An 18,280-nucleotide genomic window follows, 5' to 3' on the forward strand; every position below is an offset into this window, starting at 1 on the left:
ACCTATCTGTACTGTTTGCGCCGTGACCAAGGAGGCCATCCGTCTCGCCGTGCCGGTGATCGCGTGAGAGACGCCGCAATTCGCGCACTCGACAGCATTCTCGAGGATGAATCCCCCGTCACGGCCCTGCTACACCCGCTGCAATTCATCTGCCTGCCGCTGGTGCGCGAGGGCGAATACGGCATGTGCCTGCATGTCTGGGATCCCGATTCGCAGCGAGAGCTTCCGTTCGCTCCCCTGACGACTTCGCGTGTCCACGCGCACAGTTGGGACCTTGTCAGCCACGTTCTCTACGGCGAGGTACGCAACAACGTGTTCAGCGTCAGCGACACCGAGACGAATCCGGAGCACCGAATCGTCGAAATCCACAGTGACAGTGAACGTGGCATCGACGCGATACGACCGACTCCTCGATTGGTCTCGAGCGCTGTCATCCGGTCGGATCTCTATGGGGAAGGCGACAGCTACGACCTCGGCGCGGGGATTTTTCACACCACCGAGGTCGAAGGCGCGGCGGCGACACTCGCTTTCGGGCGCGGCCGGGCCAAGGCAGTCGACCTGTCCCTCGCGAATATCGGCATCTCACCGCACACCGTCCCCCGGCGGCGTTGCGATCAGGAGACGACGCGACGGCTGGTCCGACCCGTGCTCGATCGCCTGCGGGAGGCGGTGCCGTCTCATCGGTGATCGCCTGCCCCGCGCAGGAACGGATTGGTGTCGCGGAGCGCCTTTTCCACGATCGTGGTGATGTCCGCGTCGTCGTAGGATTCGGGCAGGCCGAGGTCGAGGCGTTCGAACAGCTCGCGGACCTCGGCTACCGTTGGATCGGTTCCCAACGGCTGCCTCAGGGCGCGGTTGATCGGCACCTTCCGTGCCCCCGAGAAGCTGGTCCGCAGCTCGATGGTCCACGAGTCGTAATAGGGGCGCCCCTTTTCGATAATCATCGCCGGGAACCGCGGCCCGCGCGTGGTTACGATCAGGAAGCGCGACGAGAGGTCCCAGCGCAGCACCGAGACCGTCGATGTCAGGCCGATTTCGATGTCCAGCAGGTGCGCGGTTCGCTGCCGGTACCAGCAGGCAGCCAAAATCGTTGCGTACGACTCGATTTGAGTGCCCTTGCCGGTCCATTCGCGGGCATCGTCGTCCTCGCCGTCGGCGAGCGATTGATAGAGGCTGACGAATCGCTCGCAGGCGGCCAGGTCGGTCGGATCGAGAATCTCCATGCGCACCAGCAATTCCCGGCGATGATGATTGGCGTGCTTGATGCACTCCGGCAGGGTCACCACCCGGGTGTAGGCGCCGGTACCGCCCTTGAAGATCCAGCGATCGGTCTCCTCCCGCGCCAGCGTCAGCGCCTCCTCGACCTCGGCACCGAGCGCGACCTTGACCGCGGTCAAACCGTCGATCGATCGCTGAGCACTCGCCAGGCGCACTTCCATCTGCGTCACGCTGTCCATGCGTTCGAGCAGACTGCGCGTCGATTCCGCTGCGGTGGTTGCGAGTTGGATCATCTGCGTGCTGATCAGCTCCTGTCGCCAGCGGTCACGCAGGAGTGCGAACGCGACCACGCCGAGCGTCAAGGGAATGACCTTGCTGACCAGATCGACGGGCACCAGGTCGACCAGACCGAGGATGCTCATCACCACCGCGAGGGCGATCGCGATCGCACCCTCGGTGTTGGCCTTGACCCACTCCAGATTCGCACGCACCCGCGTCGAGAAGCGCCCCATCGCAACCCACCTTCGGACCGTAGAGCGCCTTCTGGTCGAAGGACTGAGCGGGCGATTCAGTACTGATATAAGACAAGAGTATCCGGCCCGGCCACTGCCCAATCCTCCTCGTTCACTGCCCGAATCACGCGGCCCACTGCCACTGCGCCGGGCGTCTAGCGCTGTTCCACGTCCATCGAAGCCAGTGCCAACTCCGTCATCCTCCGCGCCACGGCTCCGACCTCACCGGACACCAGTGGCAACGGAACATGGCGGCAGGCAGCCACATCGGCACCGTTTCCTTCGGCCCGCGGGACACCGGAAACGCCGCCGACGTAATAGCAACGCGTCGACTCCCAGCCGCGCCGGGACTGCAGGTCGAAGAAGTATTCGGTGAACTCGCACAGGTGGGTCGGCTCGGCGGCCAGGCGAAGTCCTGTCTCTTCCAACAGTTCTCGCTCGAGGGCGTCGAGGCGGGCCTCTCCCGGCTCGACGCCGCCGCCGGGGAGATCCCAGAGACCGTTCCGACCGGTTCCGTCGCGTACCAGGAGGACCGTGTCGGCCTGTATCGCTATGACGTACACCGAGGTTCGCTGCACTAGTTCGGCCTCGGCTACCAGATGGGCGTCTCCGTTGATGTCACGACACAAAAAGGTTCTGGTCACGCCGCCTCCTCTGGATCCGGGAAACACGCTGCCCGGCACGATACGACGCCGGGCGGTGTGGGTTACGCGAAATCGGTGGGGCGGAGGGTTGCGGCCATGGCGGTGTAGCCGGTGTCGTTGGGGTGGATGTGGTCGCCGCTGTCGTAGGTGGGGGTCAGGCGGTGGAGGTTGGTGGGGTCGCGGAGGGCGGCGTCGAAATCGACGAGGGCGTCGTAGGGGGCGGTGGTGCGGAGCCAGTTGTTGAAGGCGAGGCGGGCGGATTCGGCGGCGGGGGAATCGTAGGGGGAGCCGCCGAAGGGGGTGAGGGTTGCGCCGATTACGCGGAGGCCCTTGGCGCGGGCCTGGTGGATGAGGTCGAGGTGGGCTGCGATCAGGTGGTCGGTGGAGACCGGGACGACCGTGTCGGCGGCGCCGGGGCCGGGGGCGCTGAGGCCGATGTCGTTGATGCCGGCGAGGATGATGACCGTGCCGATGCCGGGCTGGTCGAGGACGTCGGCGCGGAAGCGGTGTTGGGCGCTGTCGCCCAGCCAGGACGAGTCCACCGTGACGCGGTTGCCGCCGATGCCCTGGTCGATTACCGCGCGCGGATTGCCTTCGGCGGCAAGTCGTTCCGCCAGGGCGTCGGGGTAGCGGTGGTTGGCGTTGGGGGTGGAGCCGACGCCTTCGGTGATGGAGTCACCGAAGGCGACCACGCCGGAAGGGTGCGGGAGCATGTCGAGGACCTCGACGCCCGAGAGGTAGTACCAGGCCTGGGTGGTCTCGGCGAAGGCGAGGCCGGAGTCGTCGGCACGGTGATCGCCGGAGGTTCGGTAGGTGGTTGCGAAGGCCTGCGCGTGGTGGGTGGCGGGGCCGGTCGCCTCCGCCAGATACACGGTGATGGTCAGTGACTGGAACGGTGCGACGGACAGCGGCACCGGGTCGGTGACGAGATCGGCACCAGCGGGTATCTCGAATGCGGAGGCCAGGCCGGAGGTCAAGGGGCGCAGGGTGTTCGGGCGAATGCTTGCCCCGGTATCGGTCACCGCGATGGTGGCTCCGGTGATCGCCAGGGGCCGGGTGCCGTAGCGATTCGTCAATCGCACCCGGGTGGCGAGGCCGCCCTGGCTTACTCGGATCACCTGCCGCAGTGTGTGATTCGAGAAGCCAGTCAGGGACCAGTTGGGATCCATTGCCTTACTCGGCAATTGCGCGGAGGTGGCCCACACAGCATGCCAGCCCGGCGACTCCGGTGGTGCCGCTTGGGCGGATGCGGCGGCGACGAGCAGGAACAATCCCGCGATCAAGGATCGAAGAATGCGCACGTGAAAGTCCGTTCAGCAGAGGGTGATTCGGCGTGACTTCAGCTCAGGCGGCGGTCGCCGCGAGCCCCACCGGCGCGATTGCCGCCGGACGGCGCAGGACGGTCAGGCTGACTACCAGCGCGGCGGCCAGCAGCCCGGCGGCGACGGTGAAGGCCAAGCGGTAGCCGCTGGTCAGGGCCGTGGCTCCGGTTGCACCCGAAGCAAGTTGGCTGCCGGTGCGCGAGGCGGCGAGCGTCGACAGCACGGCGATGCCGATGGCCATGCCGACCTGCTGGGTCGTATTGAACAATCCGGAGGCCAGACCGGCATCCTCGGGCTTGGCGTCGGACATGCCGAGAGTCGTCAATGCGGGCAGGACCAGGCCGCCACCGGCGATCAGCACCATCATCGGAAGCAAGTCGACGACATAGGTGGCGTGAACGGGAAGTCGTGTCAGCCAACCCATTCCGGCCAGCAGCAACACCAATCCGGCGATCAGCACCGCCCGTTCACCGAAGCGAGTGATCAACCGCGCCGATCCGAACAGCGACACCCCACCGATCGCGACGGCCGCGGGCAACATGGCCAGGCCGGTCGCCAGGGCGCTGTAGCCGAGCACCTTCTGCATGTAGAGCGCGACGATGATCTGGAAAGCGAACATGGCCGAAAGGGTCAGCATCTGCACCAGATTGGCCCCGGAAACATTGCGGGAGTGGAAGATCCGCAGCGGCAGCAGTGGAGTGCGAGCGGTCCGCTGGCGGACGAGGAAGGCGGCGAGCAGGCCGATGGACAGCGCGCCGAGTCCCAGAGTGTGCGCCGAGATCCACCCGTACTCTTCGACTTTCACCACGGTGTAGATGCCCAGCATCAGCCCGCCGGTCACCAGCAGCGCGCCGAGCGCATCCGCGCCCGCGGCCAGTCCGATCCCGCGATCGGCGGGCAGCGCCTTCCACGCCAGCGCGACGGTCACCACGCCGATCGGCACATTGATCAGGAAGATCCAGTGCCAGTTCAGCGCATCGGTCAGCACCCCGCCCAGCACCTGGCCGATCGAAGCGCCCGCGGCGCCGGTGAAGCTGAAAACCCCGATGGCCCTGGCCCGTTCACGATTCTCGGTGAACACCGTGACCAGGATGCCCAGCACCACCGACGACGCGATGGCACTGCCCACCCCCTGCAAGAACCGGGCCGCCACCAGCAGTCCGGGCGTGGTCGCCGCCCCCGCGAACAGCGAGGCCGCGGTGAACACCGCATTCCCGCCGAGGAACATGGCCTTCCGGCCGATCAGGTCGCCGAGCCGTCCGGCCAGCAAGAGCAGTCCGCCGAACGCGATCAGATACGCGTTCACCGTCCAGCTCAGCCCGGCGGGCGTGAATCCCAGATCCGCCTGGATCGCGGGCATGGCGACGGTCACGATGCTGCCGTCGAGGATTGTCATCAAGGTCGCCGCCGAAAGTACCGCGAGGGCAAGGCGCTTGGACGTGGTCATGTGGTCTTCTCCTGTCATGAACGACAAGATGGACCGTACTAGATAGTTCTGTTGCAGACAATATTTAAGCGGACGATTGCCGCGTCGAAGCCCGCTACTGCCGCGCCCGCCGCGCCGAGGACGCCTCGACCGGCGCCTCGAGATGCCCCTCGACCAGGGAGTTCAATGCCCGCAACAAGCTCGCCCGATCCCCCTCCGGCAACGCCTCCAAGGCCTCCCGATGCACCCGATCCACAATCTTCTGACTCCGCTTGGCCATCTTCGCGCCCTCCGGCGTCACCGCGATGATCCGAGCCCGCCGATCGGTACTGGACGCCCGCCGCTCCGCCAGCCCCGCCTTCTCCAGCGCATCCACGGTCACCACCATCGTGGTCTTGTCCATATCCCCGATGGCCGCCAACTGCACCTGAGTCCGCTCCTCCTCGAGCGCATGCACCAACACACAGTGCATCCGAGCGGTCAGCCCGATCTCCCCCAATGCCGCCGCCATCCGACTCCGCAACACATGACTGGTGTGATCCAGCAGAAACGACAGATCAGGCTCATCACGCTTGGGCGCCAGTGCGGTCATGCGCCCACTATAGTTTCGTAGCGGATTATCTTCACTCCCCGCCAGTGAGTGCCTCGCGACGTCGACGAGCCATCGCACCGCGCCGCGAGCTAGGTTGGCGATATGGCACTCTTGGGAACCACCGACCTCGATATCTATCCGCTGTGCCTGGGCGGCAACGTATTCGGCTGGACAGCGGATCGAGAGCAGTCCTTCGCCGTGCTCGACGCGTTCGCGGCGGCGGGCGGCAATCTCATCGACACCGCCGACGCCTACAGCGCCTGGGTGCCGGGCAATTCCGGCGGTGAATCCGAGACCATCCTGGGTGACTGGATGGCGTCGCGTGGCAACCGCGACTCCGTGCACATCGCCACCAAGGTGGCCAAGCTCCCCACCCGACCCGGCCTGAGCGCCATCAATATTCGTGCGGCCGTCGATGATTCGCTACGCCGCCTGCGCACCGACCACATCGATCTCTACTACGCGCACCATGACGACAAAGAGGTCCCCCTCGCCGAGACCCTGGGCGCGTTCGACGAACTGGTCCGCGCGGGCAAGGTCCGCTACCTGGGCGCATCCCAGTACACCGCCCCGCGCCTGGCCGAGGCCCTGGCCATCTCCGACCGCGAGGGCCTGGCCCGCTACCGAGTGGTGCAGCCGCAGTACAACCTGATGGACCGCACCGTCTACGAGGGCGACCTCGCCGACCTGTGTGTCCGCGAAAAACTGGCGGTACTCCCGTACTACGGCCTGGCCATGGGCTTCCTCACCGGCAAATACCGCCCCGGCGACACCGAATCCACCACCGCCAGCCCCCGCGCGGCCGGCGCCCGCCGCTACCTCGACGAGCGCGGCCTCCGCGTCCTGACCGCCCTCGACGAAGTCGCCGCCGCCCACGCCGTCCCCGTCGCCGCCGTAGCCCTCGCCTGGCTCCGCACCCAGCCCGCCATCGCCGCCCCCATCGCGAGCGCCCGCACCCCCGACCAACTCTCGGCCCTGCTGGCTTCCGCCGAACTCACCCTCACCCCGTCCGAGGTAGCCCAACTCAGCGCGGCCTCGAGGTGACCCAGCCCCAGCGCCCAGCCGCCCGCCCAGGCCGCTCTTTCCGCCCGCGCCTGCGCTACCTCATCCTGGCGTTTTTCACCCTGCCCATCATCTTCGGCTTCGGCACGCTGCTACTGATCATTCTCCTCGGTTCCCACACCACCGACAGCTCCGAAACCCCCCACCCCACACCGACTCCCGCCCTCAGCCACCCAGCGACCCCGGCACCCATTCCAAGCCCCCACTCCTGCTTCCCATTCCAGCCGAACTGCTGATCCACGGCACGAAAGGCCCCCGACCGAGGTCGGGGGCCTTCAGGTGGACATGGCGGGAACTTACTCGAACCGGACCGATCTGTTGGAAGCGTTCGTCGAGCTGCTCGAACGTGTCACACAAAACGGACCACGCAGGTCAACGCCCGGATGATCCCGTTCGCGCCGATCATCGCCAGCCCGCCCACGATGTTGAAGTGTTCGACGATCCTGCGACTGCATTCCGGGGTCCTCGACGGTTCTTCCGGGTGGCGCGGTGTAAAGCACGACCACGTGGACATCGTGATTCGCCGGGAACGACGCAATGGCTCTCACGCGTTCATACACCCTTGTCCAAGCCGCCGCTTTCCGGCATACCAGGTACCCGGCCGAGGAACGCGGTACCGACTTTGCACCATCCGTGCGGCGTGGTGGTGACAACTCCGATTTCACGAGGTGTGGAGACCGACCCGGCGTTCCATGGACCCCATGCGAATAGAGCGACGACAACACCGAGCAAGGCCACGGCCACACCCACCCAGGTGGCGGTGAGGGTGGCCCGGAAACGACGGCCATCGAAGTCATCTCGCGCTGGTTCGCCGGTGGGTGTCAAGAAGGCTTCCGGTGTCACTGATCCGCTGATGTAGAACTGGATCGCGACAGGAGCGGTGAGCGAGTGCTTGGATTCGACGGTCATTGTGTCCTCCGAAGTGGTGTTTAACATAACCACCGTGCGCAATCTCGAGTGCAACCGTAAGAGACCGCTGACAACTTCAGACCACCGTGGACACCTCTGTACAAGATTCGAACCACATCAGACGTGATGCGATCGTCAAGGCATCCAACCGATCCCACAATCGATACACTGAAAACAGTCAGCCGTAGCTGTGATTGGCGTTGCCGTGAGACCTCGAATCGTTGTGATCGGTGCGACGTACCTCGACATGTGCTTCCAGATAGCAGGGGCGCCTGCCGAATCCGAGATTCTCGTGGCCCAGCGGTCGGCGTTGATGGCCGGCGGCAAAGGGTTCAATCAAGCAGTCGCAGCGAAGCGACTCAATACCGACGTCAAGTTCATCACCTCGATGGCGAATGATCCCGCCTCCGAGCTCGCTATTGCCACGCTGCTCGCCGAGGGATTTGCCGCATCCGACCTGTATGTCGAGCTACAGCATGGACGAGCGCTTACCCCGAGCGTCATCTTGACCAGCGGCAACGACGTCCGAGGCGTCATCGGCCCCGCGCACACCATGCCTACGGCACCATTGACCGCGCTCCAACACGCATATCGTGAAATCGCGCGGGCGGACGTGGTTCTACTGACCTACGACTTCGGCAAACAGATGCTTCGAGCCGTCATCGACGCACTCGCCGCGGCACGCGGAAAACCACTGTTCATCGTGAATCCAGCACCGATCTTCGCGAATGCAGAATGGACGGCCGACCGGTTGACGTGCATCGACTGGCTGGTTCCCAATCGAGGGGAAGCTGAGCTGATTGTGCCCGGTACCCTAGACATCGGTCAGCGCGCACGCGAACTCGCGATCGCGATCTCCGGAAGTGTTTGCGTCACACTGGGATCCGACGGCTACATGTATGCGGCGAACACTCCACCATCCGACCAACGGCTGCCCGTCGTACATCGAGCATTCGAGGTCGACGTGGTGGACACCACTGGTGCGAGCGATGCATTTTGCGCCGCCCTCGCGGTGTGGCTGGCTGAGGGCAACACGCCACCCGATGCGCTGCGGGCGGCCGCGGCCGCCGGAGCCTTGGCCGCGAGGACGCTGGGAACGTCCTCGTCCATGCCCCGGCGAGCCAACCTGGAGACGTTCTTGCGGCGTCACCGATGATCCGGGCACAACGGTCCTACGACGCGATCTCCTTCATCGGGCACCGAGGTCGCGGATCAATCCGAGCTCGGCGAGCAATTGCTCGCCTTCGCGCAGCACCGTCACTGTTCCCGCCCGAACCGAGACCACGTAATGAAAACTTACCTTGGGGGACTCCGGTCGCTCAGGGTCAACCAACTGGGGCTCGACCGTGAACTGAAAGGTATCCGACAACGGCCAGTTCGAGCTGGTTCCCACGAATCTACGGGAAGCGCGCATCGAGTCCTTGGCCCATTGCGGCAATACCCTACTTTCGGCCACGGCCTCCACTTCGACACTCGGCATTGAATGACCCAAATCGAGCGGGACCGAATCCGTCACGCTGGCAATAGTATTGCGGAGCCCGACGGCGTCGAAGAGCTTCTCCGAATGCTGGAACAAAGCCGTCGATGTCATGCTCGAATCAATACCTGCCAACAAGTCTTGGGTCACGGCACTGCATTTGCGGAAGTACTCGATCATGTCGGAGTTGGTGCCGAAATACAGTGTGACCCCGAAGTCTCCGGCCAGCCCGGTCTGCCGGTCGACCGGAGAACAATACCCGTACATGAGTCCGCGCTCCCAATCGATGACACGATTACTCGGCCCGAACGCCTCCAGCCTCAGAGACTCGAAACACACGCGCCTGACATCAATCTCATCCGCAAACAACACCGCCATCCCTTCGGCAGGTGGGTCGTACCACCCGTTCGTTGTCAGTCGCTCGTCAGCGTGGAGCCGAGCGCGCCACGCATCCCGAAAGCCGATCTCTGTGACACCCGATTGCCCACGCAGTTCGTTCAATGTTTCGGAGAATGTCCGATACGCCACTGATCGACCGTAATTATTCACTTCCATGATTCCCTTCCGCCTCAACTTGTTCTTTACCATTAAGTCTCACCTTCGCTCGCCCGAGCCGTGCTGCCTCAACCAGCCAATAGCTGGACCACTGCGCATGAACATCGGTAGATTGTTTTTCTCACAGACCCGGCGAATCACGGATTCTATGTCAGACCCTTCGAAGACACGCCATGTTGCGGTGTTGCCGTCGAAGGGCATCGGCGCGAGTACGTAAGGAATATCGCGTTCGGACGTCGGACCCATCACTCCGCGCTCTAGATCTCCACCCTGGTCGAAGTACCAGACCCCGCCCAATACGATCTCCGCACCCCCTACCGACCGCTGGACGAGGTCGATGTAGTCCGCTTCCGGCACATTTGGCAAAAAAGGCCGAAGAGCCAGGATCGTCCGTATCCCGATGCCTCGTAGCACTCGCAATTGCTCTAAACGAATGTCCGGAGTTGGGATCGGTGGAGGTTCCAGATGAGGCACCGAAAGCTGGCACATACTTATACAACCTATAAGCATGTGTCCGCCCCGCGCTAGCTCCGCCGCCAGTTTCGCCAATTCCTCCACTGATGCGGCAGTCAGCCTAGCACGGGTGGTGAACAGCAGATCGACATCGAATTCCACCAGCCTGCGAAGAAGCTCTACCGCCTGCGCTTGCCGAGGCGGTGCGAACGAATCCGTATCACAACTGACATAGATGACATCATAATTGGACTCGACTGCAGCCACCCAATCGATTATCTCCCCAATACTCAGTGATGGGTATGACAAGAACTCTCCGCCGACATAGCAGAATGGACAGCTGTACGTGCAGTGTTTTCGCGAAGTAAGTGGACCTAGTGACAGCATCAGACGACCATCGCGTGCATCGAAGGGCATATCGAGCGAACGTTGGCTTATTTCTCGTGACATGTGAATTCTCTTTTCAGGCGCACAGCGCCTGCCTCGCCATAGCTTTCATGAGATGTCCGCCGCCCAGAAACCTTCGAAGCGAACCAGCCAGTCATTCCATTGAGTTCGATAAGAATCGTCAGCAGAGACCTCTTTGAGAGCGCCGAGCAGTGTTCGCATTTCCGCCGGAAATCGGGCAGACGCACCGTGATACTGAGAAACCCAAGCAATCTCCTTCGCTATCGCTTCAGTGAAGGTTCCGACGCGGTCGTGCAGACTGCCGATGGCTGCTGCTGAGCCTGGGGGGTCGGCACGAGCCGCATACTCGGCCACCGAGCGCGCGGCTCCCCACCGCACCCAGGGATACGGATCGTCGTCCAAGGCCGCCAGCAGGCAACGCAACACGTCCGGCCCGTCACCGGCAGCCAGCGCGTGCACGATGCGCCAGCGAATCGATGCACTCAGATCGGGTCCCTGACCTGCGTTTATCATCAGCCCTTCGTAGGCCCCAACCAGACGCTGCGACACTCGATCCGGCAATGGCGATCGTTTCAGTACGTACGACAGCGTCCAGCCGAGCAAAGTGTCGGCATCGTAGAGCACCTCGAGTTCAGCCGGAGACCACTCAGCGCCGTCGTTTCTGGCAAAAATCGCCGCCCACCGATCGAACCATCCGTCCGAGGAAATACCAGCTAGTCTTCGGCACAGATGCTGACGTGCGGCCGAGCCGGGGACATCAGCCAGTTCGTGGGATATCTTGTCTGGCAGTTGCCCTAGCAGTCGACGGGCACGCTGCCGGGTTCCGTCCACTGGATCGCCGAGCCGCTCGCACAATAGGCCGATGACCGCGAGCCGTGCGGGCATCGAGAACGGCCCGTCGTGCGGGTCGGTAGCAGCCAAGCATTCAACCGCCGCACGCCAATTCCAGTCGTACACTGCCCGGATGTAGCGATCCCCGACTATGAACCCGCCCATCTGCTGAGCGGCCAGCGTGATCACATCGAAGTTCTCGCCGTCGGCACTCAACCCATCGAACAACCAGCGTTCGCCGGAAAAGGACAGGGTATCGAGTTCGGCAGACTGCCAACGGGTTCCCGCGCTCGCCAGCTCCAACGATGCCAGATAGTCACCGAACAGTTCGTGTGAAAAGTACAGATTGGCGGGATTCTGCGGGTCCGCGCTGAGGACGCCGGCGTCGAGCAGCGCCGACGCGACCCCTTCGGTGAGATTCGCGCGGGCGATCCATCGTGAACCCGACCGATACGCACCAACCGTCGCCGTCGTTGCGACGGCGACGGCCTCGGCCGACATCATCACCTGGTTGGAGAAGAAGTCCCGAAGCGCCGCCGCGCGCGAGGAACTGCGCGGATCAGTACCCATCGACGACAGATTCAAGAAGAACGGCGAGCTCAACAATCTGCGCGACGCAGTGTCAAGGCAGTTCCAGGTGTCTGCTCCGAAACGACGGTCGATCACTGCGGCCGCAACATCCTCTCCAACGTCCAATACTCGGGCGACGTGCCACTTACCGTGGCGCGGGTACCTTTCCAAACTGCGGTCGGTTACAACCGCAGTGACGTTCGGGAGGTTACGCAGTACTGCGTCAACAACATCGAGCACGCGCCGAGCGAGAAGACCCGAGGCGGAATTGAGACTGTCGATGGCGAGCACTACTGGCTGCGCCTGTGCCTGGTTCTCGAATTGCGCACCGGAAATATCCTTCGTCGCGCCTTCGAGCAAGATGTCCAGGGCGAGTCGCCAATCGCGTCGCGGCTGATCGAAGTCGATGGCGAGCAGGCGGTCGCCCACCTCGGTCACCCATCCTGGACGGCCGATGAACGCGATCATCGCCGCTGGAGGCCCCTGCAGCATATTGACAGCCATTGTCGTCTTGCCCGCTCCGGCGCGGCCGTTGATCACGACGCGACGCAAAGCCCTGAGCTGCCTGGACATCTGCTCGGCTGTGAAAATGGCGCCATCGAGCTCAACCCTGATGGCGTAATCGTCTGCGAGCTGTTTTGGCTCCCAGACAGTGCCGACCACCTCATCCGGCGCCCGTGACCCTGCCAGCGGTGCTGTAGGGCTGAGCGCGCTGACGACCGAATGGTGGCCAGTCTCAACGGAATCGGACGATGCCTCGACCGGGTAACCGCCCTCGGCGAGTATCCACGGATTCACGGTCTGGCCAAGTTTGAAGGCCGACCGCATCACCTCGTCGAACGGTCGCCACCGACTCGGATCGCCTCCACACCATTGGACGATGCTGGCAACCGTCGCGATCGTCGGCAGCACCGTGCCTTGAAGTGCGGCATAGTAAGTCGCCTTTGAAAGATGCGATGCCCTGTACGGCTCCCTGACAGCAACTTTGCCAGTCTTGAGCAAGAGCTGCTCGAGCTGATAGGCGTATTCACGCGCAGGCGATCCGTCTTGGACCAGAAGACCCGTGCGCCGCACCGCATCCCCCAACGCACTTCACCGATACATCGACAACGTCTGCAGAGTTCCCTCGGGACCAGCCGACGTCGGTATCGATGTTCAGTCTAGAACACGGGGACCTCTCCAGACGATGCTCCGACCTCAACCGCGAGGACGCCGTGAGACCCACTGAACAAGCAAGGCGGCCTACCGTCCCCGGCGTCATTCGGACACCAGTTCGGGTAAACCGCCTTAGTGGAGCTGCCGGGAATCGAACCCGGGTCCTCCGCCGCATTTCCAGGGCTTCTCCGTGTGCAGTTCGCTATGCCTCTGCTCGGATCTCTCGGTCACGCGAACAAGCCGAGATGACGATCCCAGTCGCTGTTGGATGTCCCGTCCGACGCCGCGACCGCGTCGGACGGTAGAGCCCTCTAGCTGATGCCAGGGACCGGGTCGAGGGCGAACCCGGACTGACAGACACGCTTCGTTGCTTAGGCAGCGAGAGCGTAGTCGCGCTGATGAGAATCGGCGCTTATAGGGTTACAGCGACGCTTATACGGTGGTCTCCTGCCTGCACCGACACGCTTCCCCTGAATCAACGTACGCAGTCGAAACCGTTCAGCCCCGTCTGTGTTCACTGAATCCAGATGAACTTCCCGGCTCTCACCGGGCTACCTATCCTAACACCGAACAAACCATGGTTCATTCCATTAACGCGCCGTCAGCGCGGGGGTCCGCAGGCTCAGCCGCGCATCCCCTTGATGCGGCGGCCGAGCTCGCGGGTGACCTCGCGTTCGGCGTCGCGCCGGGCCAGGTCCTGGCGCTTGTCGTAGTCCTGCTTGCCCTTGGCGAGGGCCAGCTCGACCTTGACCTTGCCGTCGGAGAAGTACATCGACAGCGGGACCAGCGTCAGGCTCGACTCCTTGGTCTTGCCCAGCAGCTTGTCGATCTCGCGGCGATGCAGCAGCAACTTGCGGGTGCGGCGCGGCGCGTGGTTGGTCCAGGTGCCGTGCCCGTACTCCGGGACGTGCAGGCCACGCAGCCACACCTCGCCGTCGTCGATGGAGGCGTAGGCGTCGACCAGCGACGCCTTGCCCTCACGCAGGCTCTTCACCTCGGTACCGACCAGCGCGACCCCGGCTTCGAACGTCTCCAGGATGGAGTAGTTGTGCCGTGCCTTCTTGTTGCTGGCGATGACCTTGCGGCCCTTCTCCTTCATAACGGTCAACTGTAATTGCCCCGGCCAATCATTTATTCCGGGGCGTTCCGCGGGGCTACTCGCCGACATCACGCGACTGTGTGGCATCGAGCACGACCTTGGTGCCCGGGGTCGCGGCGACCTGCAGGGTGCGCAGGCGCAGCAGGGCCGGGTTGTCGGTCAGCAGCTTGGCGGTGTTGGCCAGCGAGCGCAGGGCGGCGGCCTCGGCGCGGGCCCGCTCGAGCTCGGCGCGGCCGCGCTCGCGGGCCAGGACCGTCTCCAAGGCGGCCCGGCGGAGTTCGCCCGGGAGCATGAGGTCCTTGGCGCGCACGGTGTCGACGCGGATGCCGAGGTGTTCGACCTGCGCGGCGACCGCCTGCTTGCCGGTGCCGAGCAGACCGCGGTCGGCGATCAGCTCGTCGAGGGTGTGCGCGGCCACCAGATCGCGGGCGACCTCCTGGACCGCGCCGTAGAGGACGGTCTCGGCGTACTGCGCACCGGTGGTGAACGCGACCGGATCGGTGACGACCCAATCGGCGGCGAAGCTCACGCGCAGCGACAGGCCGTCGCTGGTCAGCAGTTCCTGGCCGCCGACCTGCAGCACGCGCGGGCGCATGTCGACGGTGACCAGCGTGCAGCGCTCGTCGTCGTAGCGGTGACGGCCCGGCTCGAGCACCTCGGCCAGGACACCGTCGCGGAACAGCAGGGTGCGCTGCCAGTCCATGACAGTCGTGTAGGTCTTCGTGTTGAACATTCCAATCTCCTTCCCCCACTGTGTTTTTTGGCGCGACCGGATACGCCCTGCCCGGCCACGGCACGCGGCGGGAGCCTCCCCCGACCATTGCCGTCGAAACGACGCCGGACGGAGAGCTCGCAGAGCCGCGATACCGCCCACGACCGGACAGGGCGCATCACGTCAAGGAGTCGAACCTCGGCAGCGGGTAGCTGCGTCACCAGTTAAGTGCCGCACCCGACGCGGGGTACGCGGTCCGGAGATTCCGGTGCGCCCCTTGGTTACGGCCGAGATCAACGGTAGCCAGCGCATCCCGATGCGCGCCAATGATTTTCCGCGCGCAGGATGATCCCCCGGCCGGCGGATAGTGCCGAAAAGCGAAAAGGCCCTTCAGTTTTCACTGAAGGGCCTTTCACAGTAGTCCCGACGGGATTTGAACCCGCGCTACCGCCTTGAGAGGGCGGCGTCCTAGGCCGCTAGACGACGGGACCAGGGCGCTTGCTGCGATCTTCGACCGCGGCAGCTCCGAAAGCTTATCCTGCCGCCGCCCAGCAACCAAATCCGCTGTTGAGGGCCGTGCGCGAGGTCACCGCGCCCGCACGATCACTCGGCTACTGGATCGCGCCAGCCCCTGTCCGCCGCGCCTGCCCGGACCACCGCCGATAGGCGCCGACGAACTCCCCGGCCTCCTCGGCCAGCGCCAGCACCGACCGATTCGCCGCACCCTCGGCCGAAAACCCGGCCTCACCCAACCGCGCCCGAATCTCCGCGGCCACCTTCTGCATATCGATGCTCATATGGCTGCCACGGGCCTACCGGTAGTCGGGCGGGAGGTAATCGAAGTCCGGCGGGCGGGGGATCAGCTCGCCGGTCTGTACGGCGCCCGCACGGTCTATGAGCAGCGGAATGCCGGTATCCCGCCACCAGCGCAGCGATACGGTTCCGTCTGACATGCCGGAACCCACTTCGAATCGCGGCACCCGGATGTGATCGGCTTCCCAGCTTCGTACCGTGCCGAGATCGACGCCGAGGATCTCCGCCATGCCCGCCTCGACGGCCTTGCGCAGGTCCCAGAATTCGCGCGGTACCGGCTGTCCGCGGAACCGCTCGCGCAACGCGTCCCAGAGATGTGGATCACCACGCATGCCCCACTGCACCGGGGTGCGATGAAATAGGGCATCGAAGGTGATATCGCCGGCATCCACGGCGGACTGGGGCTCACGCATAGTCGGGCGGGAGGTCGTCGAAATCAGGCGGCACCTCGTCCGGCCACGGGATATCTTCGGCCGCAGCGAAATTGGACGGCGGCGGGGTGGAGGTTGGCGGGGTTCGCGACGCGCGGGCGGCGGGAGCGGCGTCGGTACTCGTGAACCTGGAGTTGGTCGTGGAGGTGGGGCGGGCCGCAGCCGCGGTGGAGTTCGAGATTGCGGGGGTCGGGGAACCGCCTTCGGCCGCAACGACTTCGAGGACGCCCTCGCCGTATTTGGCGCGCTTGTTTTCGCCGATGCCGGAGATACCCGCCAGGTCGGCCAGCGTTGCCGGTTTGCGGGTGGCGATTTCGCGCAACGTGGCGTCGTGGAAGACGACGTAGGCGGGGACGCCCTGTTCCTTGGCGGTGGCTCCGCGCCAGGCTCGGAGCTTTTCGAAGAGGTCGGTGTCGGATTTGCTGAGGTCGGCGGCGGCGAGGCGGGAGGCCTTGGCGGGCTTGGGGGTTCGGGCGGCCTTGGCTCGTTCGGGCTCGCGGCGGAGCATGACTTCGCGCTTCTCGAAGAGGACCTGGTTGCTGGCCTCGGTCAGGGTCAGGACGCCATAGTCGCCGTGGACCGCGAGCAGGCCCTGGGCGAGGAGCTGGCGGATCACGCCGCGCCATTCGATATCGCGGAGTTCGGTGCCGATGCCGAAGACCTTGAGTTCGTGGTGGGCGTGCTGTTCGACCTTGGGGTTGCGCTTGCCGATGAGGATGTCGACAATGTGGCCGGCGCCGAAGCTCTGGCCGCGTTCGCGTTTCAAGCGCAGGATCGTGGAGAGCACCTTCTGGGCGGGGACGGTGCCGTCCCACGCCTCGGGGGCGTTGAGGCAGGTGTCGCAGTTGCCACAGCGCTCGCCCTGCTGGCCGAAGTAGGCGAGCAGCTGGACGCGGCGGCACTGGACGGTCTCGCAGAGCGCGAGCATGGCGTCCAGGTGCAGTTGCAGCTGACGGCGGTGCATGGCGTCGCCGTCGGAGGAATCGATCATCTTGCGTTGCTGCACAACGTCACTGAGGCCGTAGACCATCCACGCGGTGGAGGGCTGGCCGTCACGACCGGCGCGGCCGGTCTCCTGGTAGTAGCCCTCCACGGATTTGGGCAGGTCCAGGTGCGCGACGAAGCGCACGTCCGGTTTGTCGATGCCCATGCCGAAGGCGATGGTGGCGACCACGACCAGGCCGTCCTCACGCAGGAACCGCGCCTGATTCGTCGCGCGGGTCCGGTTGTCCAGGCCCGCGTGGTACGGCACGGCCTCCACGCCATTGGCGGTCAGGAACGCGGCGGTCTTCTCGACCGAGTTGCGCGACAGGCAGTACACGATGCCCGCGTCACCGGCGTGCTCGTTCTGGATGAACGAGAGCAGCTGATGCTCCGGACGATTCTTGGCCTCGATCCGGTACTGGATATTGGGCCGGTCGAAGCTGGCGACGAAGTGCTTGGCGCGGGTGAGATCCAGCCGCTCGGCGATCTCCTTGCGGGTCGCCTCGGTCGCCGTCGCGGTCAGCGCGATGCGCGGCACGTCCGGCCAGCGCTCGTGCACCATCGACAGGCCCAGGTAGTCGGGCCGGAAGTCGTGGCCCCACTGCGACACACAGTGCGCCTCGTCGATGGCGAAGACCGAGATCTTGCCCCGATCCAGCAGCTGCGCGGTCGACTCGAGCCGCAAGCGCTCCGGCGCGAGGTAGAGCACATCCAGCTCGCCCGCCACGAATTGCGCCTCGACCGTGCGCCGTTCGTCCGGGAACTGGGTCGAGTTCAGGAATCCGGCGCGCACACCGACCGCGTTGAGCGCATCGACCTGGTCCTGCATCAAGGCGATGAGCGGCGAGATCACCACACCCACACCCGGCCGCACCAGCGCCGGAATCTGATAACACAGCGACTTGCCGCCACCGGTGGGCATCAGCACCAGCGCGTCGCCGCCGGAGATCACCTGATCGACGATCTCCCGCTGCGGCCCGCGAAAACTGTCGTACCCGAAGGTCTTTCGCAAAACCTGGTGCGCCGGGTCATTTCCGGCATCATCCAGGTTCCCGACAATTGTGGTCTCGACCTCCGGCGCGCTCACGACGGCAATCCTACGGACAC

General features: G+C 64.6%; 17 protein-coding genes, 1 tRNA gene and 1 other RNA gene. 3 read left to right on the forward strand and 16 right to left on the reverse strand.

The features are described 5' to 3' along the window. Positions 1–63 precede the first annotated feature (63 nt). Positions 64–687: a hypothetical protein gene (locus ON43_RS25630; RefSeq protein ID WP_040811495.1), complete on the forward strand. Its 624-nt coding sequence runs from the start codon at positions 64–66 to the stop codon at positions 685–687. Here ON43_RS25630 and ON43_RS25635 read toward each other — a convergent pair. The 5 genes from ON43_RS25635 to ON43_RS25655 all read right to left on the reverse strand — a co-directional run bounded on the left by ON43_RS25635 (position 678) and on the right by ON43_RS25655 (position 5,714). After that, on the reverse strand, positions 678–1,640 hold the full coding sequence (locus ON43_RS25635; protein WP_167333462.1) for a hypothetical protein: 963 nt from the start codon (positions 1,638–1,640) through the stop codon (positions 678–680). The two genes, ON43_RS25630 and ON43_RS25635, sit on opposite strands and share 10 nt — an antisense overlap. A gap of 245 nt (positions 1,641–1,885) precedes the next feature. Further along, complete coding sequence (locus tag ON43_RS42795) at positions 1,886–2,374, reverse strand: NUDIX hydrolase (protein ID WP_157514188.1); 489 nt, start codon at positions 2,372–2,374, stop codon at positions 1,886–1,888. 62 nt (positions 2,375–2,436) lie between these two features. Next, positions 2,437–3,675: an SGNH/GDSL hydrolase family protein gene (locus tag ON43_RS46860; RefSeq protein ID WP_040811497.1), complete on the reverse strand. Its 1,239-nt coding sequence runs from the start codon at positions 3,673–3,675 to the stop codon at positions 2,437–2,439. Positions 3,676–3,718: 43 nt separating this feature from the next. Then, positions 3,719–5,143, reverse strand: a complete 1,425-nt coding sequence (locus tag ON43_RS25650; RefSeq protein ID WP_040811498.1) for a DHA2 family efflux MFS transporter permease subunit — start codon at positions 5,141–5,143, stop codon at positions 3,719–3,721. Positions 5,144–5,237: 94 nt separating this feature from the next. Further along, a complete protein-coding gene (locus ON43_RS25655) occupies positions 5,238–5,714 on the reverse strand; it encodes a MarR family winged helix-turn-helix transcriptional regulator (RefSeq protein WP_040811499.1) in 477 nt (158 codons plus the stop codon). Between the two features lie 102 nt (positions 5,715–5,816). Between ON43_RS25655 and ON43_RS25660 the strand changes: the two genes are divergently transcribed. After that, a complete protein-coding gene (locus tag ON43_RS25660) occupies positions 5,817–6,758 on the forward strand; it encodes an aldo/keto reductase (protein WP_040811500.1) in 942 nt (313 codons plus the stop codon). A 570-nt stretch (positions 6,759–7,328) separates the two neighbouring features. Here ON43_RS25660 and ON43_RS25670 read toward each other — a convergent pair. Further along, positions 7,329–7,685, reverse strand: a complete 357-nt coding sequence (locus tag ON43_RS25670; RefSeq protein ID WP_040811502.1) for a hypothetical protein — start codon at positions 7,683–7,685, stop codon at positions 7,329–7,331. 223 nt (positions 7,686–7,908) lie between these two features. Here ON43_RS25670 and ON43_RS25675 point away from each other — a divergent pair, with 223 nt between their 5' ends. Further along, positions 7,909–8,841: a PfkB family carbohydrate kinase gene (locus ON43_RS25675; RefSeq protein WP_040811503.1), complete on the forward strand. Its 933-nt coding sequence runs from the start codon at positions 7,909–7,911 to the stop codon at positions 8,839–8,841. 33 nt (positions 8,842–8,874) lie between these two features. Here the strand turns inward: ON43_RS25675 and ON43_RS25680 are convergent, their stop codons facing one another. From ON43_RS25680 to recQ, 10 genes are all read right to left on the reverse strand, one after another. Beyond that, positions 8,875–9,750 (reverse strand): hypothetical protein, encoded by an 876-nt coding sequence (locus ON43_RS25680; protein ID WP_157514189.1) that lies wholly within the window; start codon positions 9,748–9,750, stop codon positions 8,875–8,877. 6 nt (positions 9,751–9,756) lie between these two features. Then, positions 9,757–10,620, reverse strand: coding sequence for a radical SAM protein (locus tag ON43_RS45035; RefSeq protein WP_373283484.1), 864 nt, complete (start codon positions 10,618–10,620; stop codon positions 9,757–9,759). Positions 10,621–10,665: 45 nt separating this feature from the next. Further along, the gene (locus ON43_RS25690) at positions 10,666–13,065 is read right to left on the reverse strand and encodes a hypothetical protein (RefSeq protein WP_157514191.1); all 2,400 of its coding nucleotides are present in this window, start codon (positions 13,063–13,065) and stop codon (positions 10,666–10,668) included. Between the two features lie 202 nt (positions 13,066–13,267). Then, positions 13,268–13,640, reverse strand: a transfer-messenger RNA (tmRNA) gene (ssrA, locus tag ON43_RS43405). Between the two features lie 116 nt (positions 13,641–13,756). Continuing rightward, positions 13,757–14,233 (reverse strand): SsrA-binding protein SmpB, encoded by a 477-nt coding sequence (gene smpB / locus ON43_RS25695; protein WP_040811507.1) that lies wholly within the window; start codon positions 14,231–14,233, stop codon positions 13,757–13,759. A 55-nt stretch (positions 14,234–14,288) separates the two neighbouring features. Further along, positions 14,289–14,966, reverse strand: coding sequence for a slipin family protein (locus ON43_RS25700; RefSeq protein ID WP_063712623.1), 678 nt, complete (start codon positions 14,964–14,966; stop codon positions 14,289–14,291). A 397-nt stretch (positions 14,967–15,363) separates the two neighbouring features. Continuing rightward, positions 15,364–15,436: transfer RNA gene (locus tag ON43_RS25705), tRNA-Glu, on the reverse strand. A 120-nt stretch (positions 15,437–15,556) separates the two neighbouring features. Then, positions 15,557–15,742 carry a hypothetical protein gene (locus ON43_RS25710; protein WP_040811508.1) on the reverse strand — a complete coding sequence of 62 codons (186 nt, stop codon included), beginning with the start codon at positions 15,740–15,742 and terminating at the stop codon, positions 15,557–15,559. 15 nt (positions 15,743–15,757) lie between these two features. Further along, positions 15,758–16,171, reverse strand: a complete 414-nt coding sequence (locus ON43_RS25715; protein WP_051179212.1) for a hypothetical protein — start codon at positions 16,169–16,171, stop codon at positions 15,758–15,760. After that, positions 16,164–18,233 (reverse strand): DNA helicase RecQ, encoded by a 2,070-nt coding sequence (gene recQ / locus ON43_RS25720; protein ID WP_245568752.1) that lies wholly within the window; start codon positions 18,231–18,233, stop codon positions 16,164–16,166. Before recQ ends, ON43_RS25715 begins: the two co-directional genes overlap by 8 nt. Between the last annotated feature and the right edge of the window lie 47 nt (positions 18,234–18,280).

The organism is Nocardia concava NBRC 100430 (assembly GCF_000308815.1).
In the GTDB taxonomy this organism is placed as follows: Bacteria; Actinomycetota; Actinomycetes; order Mycobacteriales; family Mycobacteriaceae; genus Nocardia; species Nocardia concava.

Bases quoted from the DNA above. Each gene is read 5' to 3' on its own strand.
- ON43_RS25635 (WP_167333462.1), bottom strand. From the start codon at position 1,640: ATGAGCATCCTCGGTCTGGTCGACCTGGTGCCCGTCGATCTGGTCAGC.
- ON43_RS25650 (WP_040811498.1), bottom strand. From the start codon at position 5,143: ATGACCACGTCCAAGCGCCTTGCCCTCGCGGTACTTTCGGCGGCGACC.
- ON43_RS25655 (WP_040811499.1), bottom strand. From the start codon at position 5,714: ATGACCGCACTGGCGCCCAAGCGTGATGAGCCTGATCTGTCGTTTCTG.
- ON43_RS25660 (WP_040811500.1), top strand. From the start codon at position 5,817: ATGGCACTCTTGGGAACCACCGACCTCGATATCTATCCGCTGTGCCTG.
- ON43_RS25670 (WP_040811502.1), bottom strand. From the start codon at position 7,685: ATGACCGTCGAATCCAAGCACTCGCTCACCGCTCCTGTCGCGATCCAG.
- ON43_RS25680 (WP_157514189.1), bottom strand. From the start codon at position 9,750: ATGGTAAAGAACAAGTTGAGGCGGAAGGGAATCATGGAAGTGAATAAT.
- ON43_RS45035 (WP_373283484.1), bottom strand. From the start codon at position 10,620: ATGTCACGAGAAATAAGCCAACGTTCGCTCGATATGCCCTTCGATGCA.
- smpB (WP_040811507.1), bottom strand. From the start codon at position 14,233: ATGAAGGAGAAGGGCCGCAAGGTCATCGCCAGCAACAAGAAGGCACGG.
- ON43_RS25700 (WP_063712623.1), bottom strand. From the start codon at position 14,966: ATGTTCAACACGAAGACCTACACGACTGTCATGGACTGGCAGCGCACC.
- ON43_RS25710 (WP_040811508.1), bottom strand. From the start codon at position 15,742: ATGAGCATCGATATGCAGAAGGTGGCCGCGGAGATTCGGGCGCGGTTG.
- ON43_RS25715 (WP_051179212.1), bottom strand. From the start codon at position 16,171: ATGCGTGAGCCCCAGTCCGCCGTGGATGCCGGCGATATCACCTTCGAT.